Origin of the sequence: Gordonia sihwensis NBRC 108236 (genome assembly GCF_000333035.1) — a bacterium.
Taxonomy (GTDB): domain Bacteria; phylum Actinomycetota; class Actinomycetes; order Mycobacteriales; family Mycobacteriaceae; genus Gordonia; species Gordonia sihwensis.
In genome coordinates this window covers 1-18,396 of record NZ_BANU01000005.1, presented here as the reverse complement: position 1 = coordinate 18,396, position 18,396 = coordinate 1, and the positions used below count along the sequence as shown (strand labels likewise).

Sequence of the window (18,396 nt, the reverse complement as noted above, 5' to 3'; positions counted from 1 at the left end):
TCAGGTCCTCTCTGCGCCGGTGCAGTCACCGGCGCTCACACAGAGTTCAACGAACGAGGACCCGGTTTTGCTCCCCCGCTGCTCAGCGACCTCGGCGCAGGCGGCTCACTCCTGTTCCGAGCGCGCCTCGATGTCGCCCTCGGCTTCGAGGTACACGCGGCGGAGTTCGGTCAGCATGTCGGCGGGTGGCTCGTGCCACATCTTCCGCTCCACCGCCTCGAGAAGCCTTTCGGTGATGCCGTGCAGGGCCCAGGGGTTGGCCGCATCGAGGAACTCGCGGTTGGTCTCGTCGAGCACGTACTGCTCGGTGAGCTGCTGGTACATCCAGTCGGCCACCACATCGGTGGTGGCGTCGTATCCGAAGAGGTAGTCGACGGTGGCGGCCATCTCGAAGGCCCCCTTGTATCCGTGCCTGCGCATTGCCGCGAGCCAGCGCGGGTTGACCACCCGCGCGCGGAACACGCGGGAGGTCTCTTCGTGCAGGGTGCGGGTGCGTACCGAGTCCGGGCGCGTGGAATCGCCGATGTAGGCCTCCGGTGCGGTGCCGGTGAGCGCCCGCACGGTGGCGACCATCCCGCCGTGGTACTGGAAGTAGTCGTCCGAATCGGCGATGTCGTGTTCGCGGGTGTCGGTGTTCTTCGCCGCCACCGCGATGCGTCGGTACGCGGCCCGCATGTCCTCGACGGCGGCGACTCCGTCGAGACCGCGGCCGTAGGCGTAGCCGCCCCACTCGGTGTAGACCGCGGCCAGATCCTCGTCGGTGCGCCACTGCTTGGAGTCGATGAGCTGCAACAGGCCGGCGCCGTACGTGCCGGGCCGCGAGCCGAAGACGCGCGTGGTGGCGCGGCGGGCGTCCCCGTGTTCGGCGATCGCCGCCCGAGCGTGCGCGGCGACGTAATTCTGCTCGTCCGGCTCGTCGGCGTCGGCCGCGAGCTGCACGGCATCGTCCATCATCGCCACGACGTGGGAGAACGCGTCGCGGAAGAAGCCGGAGATCCGCACCGTCACGTCGATCCGCGGGCGGCCGAGTTCGGCGAGCGGCACGAGCTCCAGATCGACCACGCGGCGCGAGCCCTCGTCCCACACCGGCGTGACGCCCAGCAGCGCCAAGACCTCCCCGATGTCGTCGCCGGAGGTACGCATGGCGCTGGTCCCCCACACCGAGAGCCCGACGGACTCCGGGTACTCGCCGTGGTCGGCGAGATAGCGCTCGAGAAGCGAATCAGCCATCGCCCGACCGGTCTCGGCGGCCAGCTGCGACGGGACGGCCTTCGGGTCGACGGAGTAGAAGTTGCGACCTGTGGGGAGCACGTTGATCAGGCCGCGCAACGGCGATCCGCTCGGGCCGGCCGGGATGAACCCGCCGGCGAGCGCATGCAGGACCCGGTCCGTCTCGCGCGTGGTCTGGCGCAGTCGCGGGATCACCTCGTCCCCGGCGAAGGCCAGGATCCGGTGCACGTCATCGGGGTGGCCGTCGGCCGCGGCCGCGACGGCCTCGGGGGTCCAGCCCCCCTCGGCGCAGGTGCTGACCAATCGCCTGGCGATCGCCTCCACTCGGTCGACCTCCCCGCGCGGCGAGGCGTTCTCGGTGAGTCCGAGGGCCTCGCGCAGTCCGGGCAGCGTCTGCGAGCCGCCCCAGAGCTGGCGGGCGCGCAGCATCGCGAGCACGAGGTCGATCTCCATCTCGCCGTCTGGCGCCTGCCCGAGGACGTGCAGGCCGTCGCGGATGGCGGCGTCCTTGATCTCGCAGAGCCATCCGTCCACGTGCAGCAGCATGTCGTCGAAGACGTCCTCGTCGGGCCGCTCGGAGAGCCCGAGGTCCTGGTCCATCTTGGCCGCGGTCAGCAGTGTCCAGATCTGTTGCCGGATGGCGGGGAGTTTGGCCGGGTCGAGCGCCGAGATGTTGGCGTGCTCGTCGAGCAGTTGCTCGAGACGGTTGATGTCGCCGTACGTCTCGGCTCGCGCCATCGGCGGGATGAGGTGGTCCACCAGGACCGCGTGCGCGCGCCGCTTGGCCTGCGTTCCCTCGCCGGGGTCGTTGACGAGGAACGGGTAGATCAGCGGCAGATCGCCCAGTGCCGCGTCGGTGCCGCAATCGGCCGAGAGCGCCACCATCTTGCCGGGCAGCCACTCCAGATTGCCGTGTTTTCCGATGTGCACCACGGCGTCGGCTCCGAAGCCCCAGCCGTCCCGATCGGGTCGCGACGCGAGCCACCGGTAGCTGGCGAGATAGTGGTGCGAGGGCGGAAGATCCGGATCGTGGTAGATCGCGACCGGGTTCTCACCGAACCCGCGGGGCGGCTGCACCAGCAGCACGATGTTCCCGAAGACCATCGCAGCGATCACGATCTCGCCGTCGGGGTCGTGAGAGCGGTCCACGAACAGTTCGCCCGGAGGCGGACCCCAGTGCTCGACGACGTCGGAGCGCAACTGCTCCGGCAGCGTCTGGAACCACCGTGAGTAGTCGGCGGCGCCGACGCGGATCGGGTTCGCCGCGAGCGCCTCCTCGGTGAGCCAGTCGGCGTCCTGCCCGCCGGCGTCGATCAGCGCGTGCATCAGGGCGTCCGGATCGTCGTCGTCGGGCCGTGATCCCAAGCCCGGGACGGCGGCGTCGCCGCCGGCCGGACCGATGTCGTAGCCCGCATCCCGGAGGGCGCGCAGCACTCCGACCAGGCTGCGCGGCGTGTCGAGACCGACCGCGTTGCCGATGCGGGCGTGCTTGGTGGGGTACGCCGACAGCAGCAGGGCCACCTTCTTCTCCGCCGGTGTCACGTGCCGCAGCCGCGCATGGGCGACGGCGATGCCGGCGACGCGCGCGCATCGTTCGGGGTCGGGTGCGTAGAACGGGAGCCCGTTGTCGTCGAATTCCTTGAAGGAGAAGGGTGCGGTGATGATGCGGCCGTCGAACTCGGGCACGGCCACCTGGCTGGCGACGTCGAGTGGGGTCAGACCGTCGTCGTTGGCTGCCCAGTCGGACCGGGAACTGGTGGAGCAGAGCCCCTGCAGGATCGGGATGTCGAGCGCGGCGAGGCGCTCGACGTTCCAGGATTCGTCGTCGCCGCCGGCCGAGGCGAGCGCCGGCGTCGACCCGCCCGCGGCCAGCACCGTCACCACGAGCGCGTCGTATTCGGCGAAATGCTCGATCAGTTCATCGGGTGCGCTGCGCAGGGAGGCGCAGAAGACTCCGGTGGCGCGGGCCCCGTGGGCCTCGATCGCATCGCAGAGGGCGGCGACGTAGTCGGTGTTGCCCGCGAGATGCTGGGCGCGGTAGTACAGCACCGCCACCGCGGGCGCGTCGTCCGGGACGGCGGCCGCCGGCCGCTCGAGTACCCCCCAGTCCGGTGTCTGCGTCGGGCTGTCGAAGCCGAGCCCGGTGAGCAGCACGGTGTCGGAGAGGAAGTTGTGCACCGCGAGGAGGTTCTCGCGGCCGCCGGCCACGAAGTACGCGTGCGCCTGCGCGGCGACGCCGGCCGGCACCGTCGACAGTGCCATCAGATCCGGATCCGGATTGTGCTCCCCCGACAGCACGACCACCGGCGCCCGGCCGGCGAGGACCGCTGCCAGCCCGTCCTCCCACACCTGCTTTCCGCCGAGCAGCCGGACGACCACCAGGTCGGCGCCGTCGAGCAGCCCGGGCAGATCGTCGATCAGCGTGCGGGCCGGATTCGCGACCCGGAAGTCGGCACCGCAGGTGGCGGCCGTGCGCAGGTCGGTGTCGGAAGTGGAGAACAGGGTGATCACGGTGATACTCCTCGCCGGGAGTGCGCGCCCGGCGTCGTACGGTCACATCGGCCCGGTGGACCGAAGGTCGCCTGACGCTGCGGGTCTGACTCGGGACACACGCCGGCAGTGGCGGGCGGTGTCCCACACAGTGGCGCGACCGTGCCGGACTCGAACCGGCTTCCGCGCGGGCAGGCTGGGCTTCACTGTAGGCCATATCCTGGAGGGGTGAACAAACCCGCCGACCGCTGTCCCGGCGTCTTCCGCACCCATCCGGCCGACGACGGCCGGCTGGCCCGGATCCGGTTGTCGGGCGGGCAGGTGGAACCGGCCGCGCTGGAGGCGCTGGCCCTGGCCGCCGAGGAGTTCGGCGACGGCCACATCGAGATCACCGTCCGCGCGAACCTGCAGGTGCGCGGGATCGCCGACGACCGCGTGGACGCCTTCGCCGACCGCATCCTGGCGGCCGGACTCGCCACCGACCGGGCTCACGACCGCGTCCGGAACATCGTGGTGTCGCCGCTGAGCGGTCGGATCGGCGGTCTGGCCGACGTCCGGCCCGCTGCTCGCGAACTGGAGGCCGAACTGCATCGGCATCAGTGGACCCGCGACCTCTCGGGCCGGTTCTGGTTCGGCTTCGACGACGGCCGCGGTGACGTCAGGGGCCGCGACGTCGACGTGCTCGGCGCGGCCGTGAGTCCCGACGAGGCGGCGATCCATCTCGGGGGCGTCCCGACCGGCCGGGTGGTGCCGCTGACGGAACTGCCCGCCGCGATGGTCGCCGCCGCGGCGTCGTTCCACGAGCACCGTGCCGACGAGTGGCGGATCCGGGAACTCGACGGTCGGGCCCGCGTTGCGGTCTCGGGCGCCGTGGCGGGCTTCGGGCGTCTGGCACCGACCGAAGCCGCGGCCTCCGCGAATGGCGGCCGGCCGGACGTCCGAGAGCCCATCGTCGGATGGTTCGAGCAATCGGACGGACGGGTGCTGCTCGGTGCCGTCACCGAGTTCGGCCGGCTCTCGGCACGGCAGGCGCAGTTCGCCGCCGCCATCGGCACGCCGATCCTCATCACGCCCGAGCGCGAGATCCTGATTCCCGACCTCACCGAGGCCGTGGCCGAGACCGTGGTGCGCGTGCTCGCCCCGCTCGGGTTCATCTTCGATTCGGCCAGTCCGTGGACGAGATTCAGCGCATGCACCGGCTCGCCCGGATGCGGCCGGTCGCACGCCGACGTCCGCAGCGACCTGCTCGCGCACCTCGGTGCCCCGGATGCGGCGCCCGGTCGCGAACGCGAGCATTGGCTCGGCTGCGACCGCGGGTGCGGATCCCCGAACGGTCCGCACGTCCGGCGGATCGCCACGGGCGACGGCTACCGCACCGACCGTCGCGTCCCGGGCGGCTGATTCTCACCGGCACGGCGCGGTGCCGTACCGGGTCCACCGCCGCCGCCTCGGGTGCGTAATCTTGGGCACACCATGACCGAGTATGTCCGCGACGGAGCCGAGATCTACCGTCAGTCGTTTGCCATGATCCGCGCCGAATCCGATCTGACGGGCTTTCCCGCCGACCTCGAGCCGGTGGTGGTCCGGATGATCCACGCGTCCGGACAGACCGACCTCACCGACGACGTGGTGGCGACCCCGGGAGTGGTGACGGCCGCTCGCGCCGCCTTGGCAGCGGGCGGGCCGATCCTCTGCGACACCAACATGGTCGCGTCGGGTATCACGCGGCTGCGGCTTCCCGCCGACAATGCGGTCCGCTGTCACCTCAAGGAGCCGGGGATCGCCGATCTCGCCGAGCGGATCGGCAACACTCGGACCGCCGCGGCGCTGCAGTACTGGCGCGACGACCTGGACCGCGCCGTGGTCGCGATCGGCAACGCTCCCACCGCGTTGTTCGCGCTCCTCGACCTGATCGACCAGGGCTGGCCTCGTCCGGCCGCGATCGTCGGCGCACCGGTGGGCTTCGTCGGGGCCGCCGAATCATGTGCGGCGCTCGCCGAACGCACTGATCTGGAGTTCATCACCGTCACCGGCCGACGCGGCGGCTCGGCGATCACCGCGGCCGCGGTCAACGCTCTCGCGAGCACGGCGGAATGAGCGGTCCGGTGATGTCGACGACGGGAGCGGACTCCGCTGTGAACGGAAAACTGTGGGGTGTCGGCCTGGGGCCGGGCGACTCCGAACTGGTGACGGTGAAGGCTGCGCGGATCATCGGCGAGGCCGACGTGATCGCGTATCACTGTGCACGGCACGGTAATTCGATTGCCCGCTCGGTCGCGGAACCGTATCTGAGCGAAGGCCAGATCGAAGAACGGCTGATGTACCCGCTCACCGTGGAGACCACCGATCATCCCGGCGGCTACGCGGGCGCGATGGCCGACTTCTACGCCGAGAGTGCCGAACTCCTCGCCGGGCACCTGGCCGCCGGACGCGATGTGGCGCTGCTCGCCGAGGGCGACCCGCTGTTCTTCAGCTCGTACATGCACATGCACAAGCGGCTCGTCGACCGGTTCGAGGCGCAGATCATTCCCGGGGTGACGTCGGTGAATGCGGCGTCCGCGGCGCTCGGCATCCCGCTCGTCGAAGGCGAGGAGACGCTGACGGTCCTGCCCGGAACCGCCGAGGCCGGCGAGCTGATCGCGCATTTCCGGTCCGGCGAGGCCTTGGCGATCATGAAACTCGGCCGCACCTTCGTGAAGGTGCGCGACGCTCTGGCCGCCGCCGGGCGTCTCGACGAGGCCTGGTACGTCGAAAGGGCGTCCACCGACCGCCAGCGCGTGGAGCGCGTGGCCGACGTCGACCCGTCGTCGGTGCCCTATTTCTCCCTGATCGTGGTACCCGGGCGACGCAACAATCCGCTCGCCGCGGGAGGCGACCGTCCGCGCGGTGAAGTGGTGGTGGTCGGCCTCGGTCCCGGACCGGTGGACCAGACGACGCCGCAGGTGGCCGCGGAGTTGGCGGCGGCGACCGATTTCGTCGGATACAAGACCTACCTGAACCGGGTGGTGGCGCGCCCCGGACAGCGGGTCCACGCCAGTGACAATCGAGTCGAGGCCGAACGCGCGGAGTTCGCCCTCGACCTGGCCTCGCGCGGCGCCAGGGTGGCCGTCGTGTCGTCGGGCGATCCGGGGGTGTTCGCCATGGCGACTGCGGTGGCGGAGGCCGCTGCGGAGGAACGGTGGGCGCATGTGCCGGTGCGAGTGACGCCGGGGGTGAGCGCCGCGCACGCGGTGGCGGCCGCTGTCGGTGCGCCGATCGGCCACGATTTCGCCGTGATCTCCCTGTCGAATCTGCTCAAGCCCGGATCGGTCATCGAGGAGCGGCTCCGGCACGCGATCGCCGCCGACCTGGTGGTCGCGATCTACAATCCGGCGTCTCCGAAACGCGTGGAGCAGATCAATCGCCTCAAAGAACTCCTGACCGAACTGGTTCCGGCCGACCGCGTGGTGATACAGGGCCGTGACGTGGGCGGCCCGGGACAGCGCCTGACAGTGACCACGGCCGCGGACTTCGATCCGTCGACGGTGGACATGCGCACGCTGTTGATCATCGGCTCGTCGATGACCACCGTCGCCCACCGACCTGCCGGCGACCTCGTGTACACCCCGCGGCATTACTCCTAGCGGATCTCTCCTCGGCCGGCCGGCCCGGACAGCCAGTCGAGGGCCTCGCTCGGGGTATTGACGCGCGCGATCCCGCCGGGTTCCGCGGGACGGTCGACGACAATCACCTCGACACCGAGCCGCGCGGCGGCGCGGAGTTTGGCGACGGTCATCTCTCCCCCGCTGTTCTTCGTGACCAGCACGTCGATGCGGTGCTCGCGCAGCAGCGCCGTCTCATCGGCGAGACGGTACGGGCCGCGGGAGCGGAGAACCCGGTGATGCGGCGGCAGCGGCCCCTCGGGCGGATCCACCACCCGAATCAGGAACCACGCGTCGTCGATCTCCGCGAACTCGGACACGTCCTGTCGTCCGGTGGTGAGGAAGACCCGGCTCCCGCCCCTCTCGGCGACCGCGGTCGCGGCGGCGGCGATGTCGGGCACGCGCGTCCAGCGCTCGCCGGCCCCGGGTGACCACGGCGGTCGTGCGAGGCGCAGATATCCGACCCCGGTCAGTTCCGCCGCCGCGACGGCGTTCGGCGTGATTCTGGCGGCGAACGGGTGCGTCGCGTCGACGATCGCGGTTATTTCGGCCTCGCCGATCCACGCGGCGAGACCGTCGACGCCGCCGAAGCCGCCGACGCGCACCCGGCCGACCGGCAGACGCGGATCGGCGACTCTGCCCGCGAGGGAGGTGACGACCGGAACACCGGACTCATCGAGCAGGCGTGCGAGTTCGCGCGCCTCGCCGGTTCCGCCCAGGATCAGCACGGACGGCTCAGGCATGGCGGTCCTCACGCAGCTTCGTCATCCGGGCATGCGAGTAGAGATAGCTGTCGGTGCCGGCGGGATGCGTCCGGGCGTCCAAGACGCGCCCGACGAAGATCACGGCGGTCTTGGTGATGCGCGCCGCCGACAGTTCCGCGGGCAGTTCGTCGAGCCGGCAGCGCACGATCCGCTGATCGGGGCGCGAGGCGTACGCGACCGTCGCCGTCGGGCAGTCGGCGCCGTAGTGCGGCGCCAGTTCGGCGACGATCTGCTCGGTGCGGTGTGCGGCGAGGTGGAGGGCGAGAGTGACGCCGCTGCGAGCCAGGGAACCGAGGTCCTCCCCCGGCGGCATATCGGTCGAGAGTGTCGAGACGCGCGTCACCATCAGACTCTGCCCCACTCCCGGGACGGTCAGCTCGGTGTCGAGGGCGGCCGCCGCCGCCGCGAACGCGGGCACCCCGGGAATCAGTTCGTAGGCGATGCCCAGTTCGCGCAGACCGCGCTGCTGCTCGGTCAACGCCGAGTACAGGGCGAGATCGCCGGAGTGGAGTCGGGCCACGTCGTGACCGGCGGCGTCGGCGCGTGCGAGTCTGCTCAGGATCTCCGTCAGCGGCATTCGCGCGGTGTTCACGATCTCGGCACCGTCGGGCAGACGACCGAGGAGTTCGTCTGGCACCAGCGATCCCGCGTACAGGCACACCGTGCATCGACTGAGGATCTCGGCGCCGCGAACCGTGATGAGGTCGGCGGCCCCCGGGCCGGCGCCGATGAAGTAGACGGTCATGTGTCCTCCCGCGCGGCGTCGTCTTTCACCGCGACCCATTGGACGATCGGCAGAGCGGGTCGCCACGCCGTGAGGCGGCCCAGTGGTGCGGCACGTTCCACGGACAGGCGGGTGAGGCTCCCCCCGTACCGCTCCTGCGCGTCGATGAACAAGTGCTGGGTCTCGATCGCGACCGCGTTTCCGACGATGCGTCCGCCAGGCATCAGCGCATCCCAGGCGGTGTCGAGGACGTCGCGGTCGACGCCGCCCCCGAGGAAGACCGCGTCGGGGTCGGCGGCTCCGGCCAGCGCCTCGGGCACCGCGCCGGCCAGCGTGAGCCGGTGACCGACGCCGAGCTTCTCGGCATTGCGTCGCAGGGCGGCGGCCCGGAGCCGGTCGGCCTCGAAGGCGACGGCCCGGCCGTCGCGCGTGCACCGCAGCCACTCGATACCGATGCTTCCGGCGCCCGCGCCGACGTCCCACAGCAGTTGTCCGGCGGCGGGAGCCAGGGCCGAGACAGAGAGTGCCCGCACGGTCTGTTTCGTCAGCTGGCCGTCGTGCTCGTACGCCTCGTCGGGCAGTCCCGGGCAGTGCGACGAACTCGGGCCCACACAGTCGAGCGCGGTGATGTTCAGTGGCGCGCACGGGCGGTCGTCCCATGAGCGAGCCAGTCCGGTCCGGACGGCCTGCGTCGCGGCTCCGAGATTCTCGAGCACACTCATCGTGGTCCAGCCGTACCCGTGCGCCCGGCACAGCTCCGCGATTTCGGCCGGTGTGGAGCCGTCTCTGGACAGGACCAGAAGGCGGATGCCGTCGCCGAGTTCGGGAACCACCGCCGAGGCGGGTGCGGTGACTGTGCTGACGATGGTGGTGGATGCCAGGTCCCAGCCCAGTTCGGCGGCCGCGAGCGAGACGCTCGACGGTGCCGGGACGATGGTGACGCGGTCGCGACCGACCTGTCGGACGATGGTGGAGCCGATGCCGTGGAACATCGGATCACCGCTGGCCAGCACGTGAATCGTGCCATGTGCCGAGCTGTCGCGCAGCACTTCGCGCAGGTGCTCGGACATCGGCGAACGCCACGGCACAGTATCCGCGGTCAGGTGTTCGGCGACCAGGTCGAGTTGGCGCGCCGAACCGTACACCGTCGTCGCCTCGTCCAGCGCTGCTCGGGCGCGGGCGCTCAGTCCGCTCCATCCGTCGGCTCCGATTCCCACCACGACGAAGCGGGCGGGCTGCTTCGGCCCGGACTCTCCCGTCATCGCGGCAGCCTCCGCCAGACGGGGCGGGGAAGCAGGCGCATGCCGAAGAAGATGGGCCGGAGCACACCGGGGATCCACACCTCGCCTCTTCCCTTGCGATAGGCCTTGGCGACGGCGTCGGCGACCTGGTCCGCGGTCCTGGCGAAGGGAGCGGGCTCGACTCCGGAGGCCATCAGCTCGCGTGTCATCGCACCGACCACGAATCCTGGCCGCGCGAGGAGGAGGCGGACGCCGGAACCGTGCAGCGCGTCGGCCAGCCCGCTCGCGAAGCCGTCGAGCCCGGCCTTGGTGGAGCCGTACACGTAGTTCGCGCGGCGCACGCGGACACCGGCGACCGACGAGAACACGATGATCGTGCCCGACCCCTGGCGTCGCAGGGCCACCGCGAGAGGAGTCATCACGCTTATCTGCGCGTAGTAGTCGGTGTGGGCGATCTGCAAGGCGTGGGCCACATCGGTCTCCGACCGGGCCGCGTCGCCGAGAATCCCGAACGCCACGATCGCGACGTCCACCCGGGCACCGTCGCGGAACAGCGATTCGACGAGTGCGGTATGCGAGGCGATGTCGTCGGCGTCGAACGCCACGGTGTCGACCGCGGTCGCGCCCGCCGACAGCAATGTCTGCGTCTCACCGGCCAGGTCGTCGGGTCGGCGCGCGGCGAGGACCACGCGATTTCCCTCGGCCAGGCGCGCCGCCGTCGCCACCCCTATCTCGCTGCGTCCACCGAAGACCACGATCGTTCCCACCGGACCAGTATCGCCGGTGCTGCCGGACCGCGACGCGGCCGGGTCGATGACGGCGCGACGTCGCCGATACCGTGGGGACCATGAGCCGAACCGTCGCCGAACTGTCCGCCGAAGCCGCCCAGATGCTGTCCGAGTACCACCTCGCGACGCTGGCGACCACCCGAGCCGACGGAACGCCGCATGTGGTGGCAGTCGGCTTCACCTTCGACGGCGACGCGCAGAAGGCACGGGTGATCACCTTCGAGGGCTCGCAGAAGGTGCGCAACGCCGATCGGGGCGGATACGCGGCGCTGACGCACGTGGACGGCCCACGGTGGCTGACCCTCGAGGGTCCGGTGACCGTCCGCCGCGATCCGGTCTCCGTGGCCGACGCCGAGGCACGGTACGCGGCTCGCTACCGGACTCCGAAGCCGAATCCCCGCCGCGTCGTGATTGAGATGGACATCGCGCGCGTGCTCGGGTCGGCCGGAATGTTCGGCACTGCTGCTGCCGGATGAGTCGCGGGCCGAGGTCACGGAGACCTCGATGACGCGAGGTCTTCCCCGAAGATGCGGGGACCGGCGCCGCGCTGCGTCAGATGCAGGGCGCGGACCATGTTGGTGCGTTCGTCCTTCGGGATCGCGATACCGTCGCCGGCCAGGACCGCGCGGGCCGCGGCGACAGCATCAAGCGGGTCGGACTTGCCCCTTGATTCGTTTCTTGTCCTTGCCGCCGCCGTACACTTCGGCCACCGACAGCCCTGCCGCCTGGAGCACGCTGGTGATTCCCCGCCCGTAGCTGCTGGTGCATTCCACCCCGACGGCACTGACGTCGTGACCATCGAGGCACGAAGTCATCGCCCGGTACCCGGCCGAGGTCGCCGGGAACTCTCGCCTCGGCCGGCTCGCCGCCGACCGAGGTGATGACTGCGACGGCGCTCGGCGGGCGGCGGCGGTCAGACAAGACATCGGTTAGGCAACCGGCCAAGCTCCTGATCAGGTCATGGCCACCGCCGCTCGTGAACATTCGACGCCCCACACCGACCGGACAGACCAATTCGTGGACAACCCAGCAGGGGGTCAGTCGTACCCGGAGTCACGACCGTCGTGGAACTACCAACCATCATCAATGTCATACCCCGTTGGTAGAGTTCTGGTAGGTCAAGAAAACATGGTGTGAACAGCTGAAACACTCGGGGGAGGTGACAGCGATGACCGATCCGATCACCGATTCGATCGCCACTGTCGTCGCCACCGGCGCGCTGCCGGCGCGGCCCGCCGAACTACTCGCACTGATCGATGCCGCGGCGGTCAAACTCGCCGAGACCTCCCTGTCGCCGGAGACCGAACCGGACCTGTTGGCGCACACACAGACCGCCGAACGCATTCGGCGACGCTGGGACGGCGTTTCGTCCAGATTGTTGGTGGAGGTCTCCGACCGCAACGCGCACCGCACCGCCGGCTATCTGAATCCGCACCAATACCTGTCACAAGGCTTGCGGCTGGGAACCCGCGAGGCCGGCCGACGGCTGCGGATGGCCGAGACCATCGGCGAGTTCTCCAACTTCCAAGGTGAAACGCTGCCGCCACGGAAGCCCGCCACCGCCGCGGCAGTGGCGGCCGGGACCGTCGGCGCAGAACACGCACTGGTGATCTCCGCGGTGCTGGCGAAAGTGCCCGGCTGTATCTCGCCGGAGGTCAAAGCCCGCGCGGAGGCGGAGTTGGCCGAGGCTGCCGTCGGGTTGAATCCGGATGATCTGGGCAAGGTCGGTGACCGGCTGCTCGCCCATCTGGATCCGGATGGTCAGGAGAGCGATCACGTCGACCGGCAACGCCAACGCGGAATCACGATCCTCCCGCAGGATCGGCAGTTGATGAGCAGAGTCCGCGGCGCGATGACTCCGGAGTTGCGGGCGAAGTTCGAGGTGATCTTGACCGCCTGGGCCGCACCCGGGATGAACAATCCCGCCGACCCCGACTCACCTACCGGAACCATCGACGCCGACGGCATCGACGCCGAGGCTCTGGCGGCGGCGCGGGGTCGGGATCTGCGCAGCGCCGCTCAGCGCACGCACGATGCGTTGCTGGCGTTGTGTGATTACGTTCTCGCCCACGGCGGACTGGGTGCACCGAACCGGATACCAGCCGAACTCGTCATCACCGTCACCGACCAGGAACTCGCCGCCCACGCCGGAATCGCCCTGACCGCCACCGGCACCCGCATCCCGATCGGCGAACTCGTCCGGCTCGCCGCCGACGCCGTCCCGCACCTGGCCGTCTTCCGCAATCACACCAGCGAAGTCCTCTACCAGGGCCGCGGTGCACGCTTCGCGAGTAGAGCGCAGCGGTTGGCGTTGTTCGCCCGCGACCGCGGCTGCACCGCTCCCGGCTGCGACCGCCCCTTCGCGCAGACTCAGGCCCATCACGCACCGGACTGGATCACCCCGGCCGGACGCACCGACATCGACGCCCTCGGCGCCGCCTGCGGACGCCACAACCGCGCAGTCGGCACCGCACGCGGACAGTGGGAGACCACCATCCTCACCGACGGACCCGATGCCGGACGCATGGCCTGGCGACCAGCCACCACCGACCAACCCTGGCGCCTGAACCCGATCCACCATGCCGGACAAGCACAATCGCTTCACCCGCGCGCGCAGCGATCGCGGGGGCTGCCCCGCCCGATCAGTTCGGCAGGACCACCAGGCCGTGCGGCCGCGAGTTGACCGGTTCACAGCCGTCGGCTGTCACGATGACGATGTCTTCGATACGTGCGCCCCAGTCGCCGTCGAAGTACACGCCAGGCTCCACGCTGAAGGCCATGCCCTCCCGCAGAACGTCCGCATTGCCCGCGACGATGTAAGGCTCCTCATGCACCGACAGCCCGATCCCGTGGCCGGTCCGATGAATGAACCGGTCGCCGAGTCCCGCGTCCACGAGGATGTCGCGGGCCGCGGCGTCGACGCTCTCCGCGGAGACGCCGGGCCGGACCGCAGCGACCGCGGCCGCCTGCGCCCGTTCCAGGACCGCATAGGCCTCGGCGACGTCGGCGCGCGGCGGGCCGAAGCAGTACGTGCGAGTGGAGTCGGAGTTGTAGCCGGGCTCCACCGGTCCGCCGATGTCGATCACCACCACGTCGTCTTCGGCGATCACGCGATCGGAATGCTCGTGATGCGGATCGGCGCCGTTGGGCCCGGACCCCACGATGATGAACTCCGCATGAGTGTGGCCCTCGGCGCGAATCGCCGCATCGATATCAGCCGCCACCTCCGCCTCCGTACGGCCCGGCTTCAGAAACTCGGCCATACGCGCGTGAACTCGGTCGATGGCCTCTCCCGCCCTCCGCAGTGCTTCCAGTTCGGCGTCGTCCTTGATCATCCGCAACTCGCGCAGCACCGGCGTCGCCAGATCCGGGGCCACCGAGGTCCGGCGCGCGAACGGGATGAGGTGCAGCGCGGGCAGACTGTCGGACACCGCCAGACGCGCCGACTCACCGAGTCCGTCGAGGGCCAGCGCGTACGGGTCATCACCGTCCACCCAGTCGGCTATGCGCAGGCCCAGTTCGCCGATCGCCGACTCGCGAAGAGCCGCCAGTTCGAGCCTCGCGGTGACCACCCACGCCTGCCCGCTCGCCGGAATCACCAGAGCTGTCAGCCGCTCGAAGGTCTCGGCCGTCGATCCCGTCAGATACCGGAAGTCGGGTCCGGTCCCGACGATGATCGCGTCGTAGCCCGCATCGCGGGTGAGATCGGCTGCCCGTCGCAGACGGCGGGCATACACCTCGGAGTCGAATCTGGTCGCCATGCGTTCAGGGTATTTCACCGGCGGTGTGACAAGGTGATGACCATGACCGGATCATTGATGCTCCTCGACGGAGCGAGCCTGTGGTTTCGTTCGTTCTACGCGCTGCCGGAGAAGATGACCGCACCCGACGGACGCCCGGTCAACGCGGTCCGGGGGTTCGTCGACACGATCGCGGCGTTGGTCACCGCACATCGCCCCACACGGCTGGTGGTGTGCCTCGACCTCGAATGGCGACCATCGTTCCGAACCGATCTGATCCCGTCGTACAAGGCACACCGGGTCTCCGACGGCGGCGACGGCGCCGAAGAGGTTCCGGAGACCCTCACCCCGCAGGTCGACATGATCCTCGATGTGCTGCGGTGTGCGGGCATCGCGACTTCGGGCGCTGCCGGCTGCGAAGCCGACGATGTCATCGGCACGCTCGCCTTCCACGAGGCCGACGACGAGGTGCTGGTCGTCAGCGGCGACCGCGACCTGCTGCAGGTGGTCGCCGATGATCCGGTCCCGGTCCGCGTGCTGTACGTGGGCAGAGGACTGGCCAAGGCCGAACTGATGGGCCCGGAGGAGGTCGCCGCCAAGTACGGAGTTCCGCCAGAGCGCGCGGGCGTCGCCTACGCCGAGATGTCGATCCTCCGGGGCGACCCGTCGGACGGGCTTCCCGGCGTTCCCGGGATCGGCGAGAAGACGGCCGCGAAACTGCTCACCCAGTTCGGCAGCCTCGACGCACTGGAGGCAGCGGCCTACGACGACCGGACCGCCGTACCGACACGGGCTCGGAACTCGATCCGCGATTCGAGGGACTATCTGGCTGCGGCCCGCACAGTGGTCGCCGTACGGACCGACGCCGACACCGTCGACAGCACCGAGACCGATGCGCTACCCGCGGCGCCCGCGGACCGGGACGGACTCGACGCCCTCGTCGCCGAGCTCGGCATCGACGCTTCGATCACGCGGCTGGCGAAGGCGCTCGAATGGTGATCGGGAGCCCGCAGCACGGCCGGCGGGCGGTCGGTCCCGCGCGTCAGTTGGTCGGACGCGAGACCTCGTAGGTGCCCTTGTCGTCCTTTACCGTGACGGTGACGTGCTTGTTCTCGCCCTTCACCTTCACCGAGCAGGTGAACACGGTTCCCGCCTTCACTTCCTGACCACTCGGGCACTGGACGTCCTTCACGTCCGACAGACCGTATCCGTCGTCCTGGTTCTTCGCGGTCAGCACCTTCATGACGCCGTCCTGCACCGCGGACTGATTGAACGTCTTCGTGACCCATCCCGGCCAGACGAACGCAGTCAGCGCCACCACGGCCGCGATGAGGACCAGCACGCCGACGATGACGCCGATCAGCTTCCCGGTCGCCTTCTTCGGCGCGGGCTGCGCGGGAGCGTAGGGATTGAGAGTGGGATCGCCGCCGAGCGGCGGAGCCGGCGGCTGCTGCTGACCGAACGGGGCCTGCGCATACGGCTGCTGCTGACCGTACTGGGACTGACCGAACTGGGGTTGCCCGTACTGCTGCTGATATCCCTGCTGCGCGTACGGCTGCTGGCCGTACGCCGGACCCCCCTGCGGAGCACCGGACGGAGCGCCGTACTGGCCCGGCTGCCAGCCGGTCTGCGTCTGCCCCGCCTGTTCCTGCCCCGGCTGCCCGTGCCCCGGCTGCGGCTGACCCGGCTGCGGCTGACCGATCTGCTCGGTGGGGCCCGCGAATGACTGCTGATCTCGCTGCCACGGGCTCTGCTGCTGTCCCGCCGCGTCCGGACGTCGCACCACCGTGGTCTCCTCGTCCCCCGGCTGCCCCGGAGCGGTGGGCTCGTTTCCGTTCGTCATGTCGCGCCTTCCTCCTCAGCAGATGCCACCTGCGGCCGTGGCTGGTGTCACGTTACCGCAGCGACTCAATCCAATTCGGAGGCGACGACCCCGCGTTTGACACCCTTGACCGCCCGTGCCGCAGCCACCGCGAGACCGGTGTCCGGATCCACGCTGCCTCGGATCTGCTCCAGCAGATCGATGACCTGGCGGTTCCACCGAACGAAGTCGCCAGGTGAGAGCAACTGTCCCCGTTCCGACGCGGCCAGCAAGGCTTCCCGCAGCGACCGGCCCGAGGCCCAGGCACCGATGGCGATACAGAATCCGGTGTCGGGTTCACGCGTCTGAACGACTCCGTGTCGCTCCTGCACGTCGTTGGTCGCCTGCCACACGTCGACCGTCGCGAGGAGGGACTCCCGCAGCGCCCGGTCGCCGGGCATCGAGTCGACACCGCCGCTGTAGGAGTCGCGCCGCGACTCGTACACCATCGACGACACCACGGCGGCCAGGTCCGGCGGTGAGAGCCGGTCCCAGATCCCCGCACGAATGCACTCGGCGACGAGCAGGTCGCTCTCGGAGTAGATCCGTCGCAGAACCGCGCCGGTCGGCGTCACGACCAGCTCCCCGGAGTCATCGGTCTCGAGATACGACAGTTCGGTCAGCACACCGGTGATCGCGTCGAACTCGGTCTCGAGTGCCGCGGTCCGTTCGTCCACCGCTCGTTCGAGACTGTCGATGTCGCGAAGCAGCCGGTGACGACGTTCGGACAGCCGGTGCAGATCGTCGATGCCGTTGAGCTTGTGGACCGGGTGCTTGCGGAGCCGGTTGCGCAGTTCGGTGAGCCGCAGATCGTGCTCCGACAGCTCCCGCTTCTTCTTGTTGCGTCCCCGTGGCCGCGCGATTCCGCTGGAGCGGATCAGCTTGACCAGTTCGCGTCGGCCCTGTGCGCTGCGCCGATTCGCCGACTTCGGTATCCGCAGGTGTCCCAGCACCTCGGGCGGATTGACGAAGTCGCGCACGCCGACCCTGCCGGTCCAGCCGTCCTCGCTCAGCACCAGCGGTTTCGGGTCCACATCCATGGCCGCGCGCTCGAGCACCAGTGCCAGTCCGCGGTGCCTGCCGTTGTTCAGGCCGATCACGTTGCCGGGCTTCAACGACAGCAGGTCCTCGGACACCGCATCGGACGCCTCCATCCGACGGACGAACTTGGCCGCGCGTTCGTGCCTGCGGATGTCCTCGCGAAGCGAGACGTATTCGAGGAACGACTCGGGGGCCAGCCCCTTCCGTTCGGCCGAGTGCTCGAGTTCGGCGTCCACCTTGCGGAGCGTCATGCGGGCGCGGTCGAGTTGCCGCGCCTGACCCACCACCGATCTGTCGGTCTGGAACTGCGCGAACGACCGTCGGAGCAGATCGCGCGATCCGTCCACCCCGAGCCGATCGATCAGGTTCATCGCCATGTTGTATTCGGGGGCGAACGAGCTGCGCAGGGGAAAGGTCCGTGCTCCCGCCAGGCCGGCCACCCGGTCGGGGGCCACTTCGGGAGTCCAGACGACCACCGCATGTCCTTCGACGTCGATTCCGCGTCGTCCGGCGCGGCCGGTGAGCTGGGTGTACTCCCCCGGCGTCAAGTCGACGTGCGCTTCGCCGTTGTACTTCACCAGGCGTTCGAGGACCACGCTGCGCGCGGGCATGTTGATGCCCAGCGCCAAGGTCTCGGTCGCGAACACCACCTGCACGAGTCCCTCGACGAACAGCTCTTCGACGGCCTGCCGAAAGGTCGGCAGGAGTCCTGCGTGATGGGCGGCGAAGCCGCGGCGCAGGCCGTCGCGCCACTCGTCGACCCCGAGAACGTCAGCATCACCGGGGGCCAGCGCCGAGAGATGGCGGTCGACGATCGCGTCGACGGCGGAGACCTGGTGCGGCTCGAGCAGATTCAGGTCCGAGCGCAGACACTGC

General features: G+C 69.8%; 14 protein-coding genes. 6 read left to right on the top strand and 8 right to left on the bottom strand.

The features are described from left to right. Nucleotides 1–105: 105 nt before the first annotated feature. Nucleotides 106–3,741 carry a cobaltochelatase subunit CobN gene (cobN, locus tag GSI01S_RS03300; RefSeq protein WP_006894956.1) on the bottom strand — a complete coding sequence of 1,212 codons (3,636 nt, stop codon included), beginning with the start codon at nucleotides 3,739–3,741 and terminating at the stop codon, nucleotides 106–108. A 207-nt stretch (nucleotides 3,742–3,948) separates the two neighbouring features. On the opposite strand from cobN, the gene cobG reads away from it, so the two are divergent. The 3 genes from cobG to GSI01S_RS03285 all read left to right on the top strand — a co-directional run bounded on the left by cobG (nucleotide 3,949) and on the right by GSI01S_RS03285 (nucleotide 7,343). After that, nucleotides 3,949–5,121 carry a precorrin-3B synthase gene (cobG, locus tag GSI01S_RS03295; RefSeq protein WP_006894955.1) on the top strand — a complete coding sequence of 391 codons (1,173 nt, stop codon included), beginning with the start codon at nucleotides 3,949–3,951 and terminating at the stop codon, nucleotides 5,119–5,121. A gap of 72 nt (nucleotides 5,122–5,193) precedes the next feature. Continuing rightward, entirely contained in the window at nucleotides 5,194–5,817 is a 624-nt protein-coding gene (locus GSI01S_RS03290) for a precorrin-8X methylmutase (protein WP_006894954.1), read from the top strand. A gap of 11 nt (nucleotides 5,818–5,828) precedes the next feature. Next, nucleotides 5,829–7,343 carry a precorrin-2 C(20)-methyltransferase gene (locus GSI01S_RS03285; protein WP_006894953.1) on the top strand — a complete coding sequence of 505 codons (1,515 nt, stop codon included), beginning with the start codon at nucleotides 5,829–5,831 and terminating at the stop codon, nucleotides 7,341–7,343. Here GSI01S_RS03285 and GSI01S_RS03280 read toward each other — a convergent pair. Genes GSI01S_RS03280 through dprE2 form a run of 4 tightly spaced genes read right to left on the bottom strand, consistent with a single transcriptional unit; the run spans nucleotide 7,340 to nucleotide 10,857 of the window. Next, nucleotides 7,340–8,104, bottom strand: coding sequence for a cobalt-precorrin-6A reductase (locus GSI01S_RS03280; RefSeq protein ID WP_006894952.1), 765 nt, complete (start codon nucleotides 8,102–8,104; stop codon nucleotides 7,340–7,342). The genes GSI01S_RS03285 and GSI01S_RS03280 overlap by 4 nt on opposite strands. Continuing rightward, nucleotides 8,097–8,870, bottom strand: coding sequence for a precorrin-4 C(11)-methyltransferase (gene cobM, locus GSI01S_RS03275; protein WP_006894951.1), 774 nt, complete (start codon nucleotides 8,868–8,870; stop codon nucleotides 8,097–8,099). The genes GSI01S_RS03280 and cobM overlap by 8 nt, the downstream gene beginning before the upstream one ends. Further along, the gene (locus tag GSI01S_RS03270; protein WP_006894949.1) at nucleotides 8,867–10,111 is read right to left on the bottom strand and encodes a bifunctional cobalt-precorrin-7 (C(5))-methyltransferase/cobalt-precorrin-6B (C(15))-methyltransferase; all 1,245 of its coding nucleotides are present in this window, start codon (nucleotides 10,109–10,111) and stop codon (nucleotides 8,867–8,869) included. Before GSI01S_RS03270 ends, cobM begins: the two co-directional genes overlap by 4 nt. After that, nucleotides 10,108–10,857 carry a decaprenylphospho-beta-D-erythro-pentofuranosid-2-ulose 2-reductase gene (dprE2, locus tag GSI01S_RS03265; protein WP_433820935.1) on the bottom strand — a complete coding sequence of 250 codons (750 nt, stop codon included), beginning with the start codon at nucleotides 10,855–10,857 and terminating at the stop codon, nucleotides 10,108–10,110. The genes GSI01S_RS03270 and dprE2 overlap by 4 nt, the downstream gene beginning before the upstream one ends. 80 nt (nucleotides 10,858–10,937) lie before the next feature. Here dprE2 and GSI01S_RS03260 point away from each other — a divergent pair, with 80 nt between their 5' ends. Next, a complete protein-coding gene (locus GSI01S_RS03260) occupies nucleotides 10,938–11,354 on the top strand; it encodes a TIGR03618 family F420-dependent PPOX class oxidoreductase (protein WP_006894947.1) in 417 nt (138 codons plus the stop codon). Nucleotides 11,355–12,046: 692 nt separating this feature from the next. After that, on the top strand, nucleotides 12,047–13,561 hold the full coding sequence (locus tag GSI01S_RS03255; protein ID WP_006894945.1) for an HNH endonuclease signature motif containing protein: 1,515 nt from the start codon (nucleotides 12,047–12,049) through the stop codon (nucleotides 13,559–13,561). Here GSI01S_RS03255 and GSI01S_RS03250 read toward each other — a convergent pair. Beyond that, nucleotides 13,521–14,639: a M24 family metallopeptidase gene (locus GSI01S_RS03250; RefSeq protein ID WP_006894944.1), complete on the bottom strand. Its 1,119-nt coding sequence runs from the start codon at nucleotides 14,637–14,639 to the stop codon at nucleotides 13,521–13,523. The two genes, GSI01S_RS03255 and GSI01S_RS03250, sit on opposite strands and share 41 nt — an antisense overlap. A 42-nt stretch (nucleotides 14,640–14,681) precedes the next feature. On the opposite strand from GSI01S_RS03250, the gene GSI01S_RS03245 reads away from it, so the two are divergent. Next, nucleotides 14,682–15,617 carry a 5'-3' exonuclease gene (locus GSI01S_RS03245; RefSeq protein WP_169317705.1) on the top strand — a complete coding sequence of 312 codons (936 nt, stop codon included), beginning with the start codon at nucleotides 14,682–14,684 and terminating at the stop codon, nucleotides 15,615–15,617. A gap of 43 nt (nucleotides 15,618–15,660) precedes the next feature. Here GSI01S_RS03245 and GSI01S_RS03240 read toward each other — a convergent pair whose 3' ends face one another. Both GSI01S_RS03240 and GSI01S_RS03235 read right to left on the bottom strand, forming a co-directional pair. Next, nucleotides 15,661–16,461 (bottom strand): DUF4333 domain-containing protein, encoded by an 801-nt coding sequence (locus GSI01S_RS03240; protein ID WP_006894942.1) that lies wholly within the window; start codon nucleotides 16,459–16,461, stop codon nucleotides 15,661–15,663. A gap of 65 nt (nucleotides 16,462–16,526) precedes the next feature. After that, nucleotides 16,527–18,396, bottom strand: a 1,870-nt coding sequence (locus GSI01S_RS03235; RefSeq protein ID WP_006894941.1) for a helicase-related protein, incomplete at its 5' end; no start/stop codon positions are given.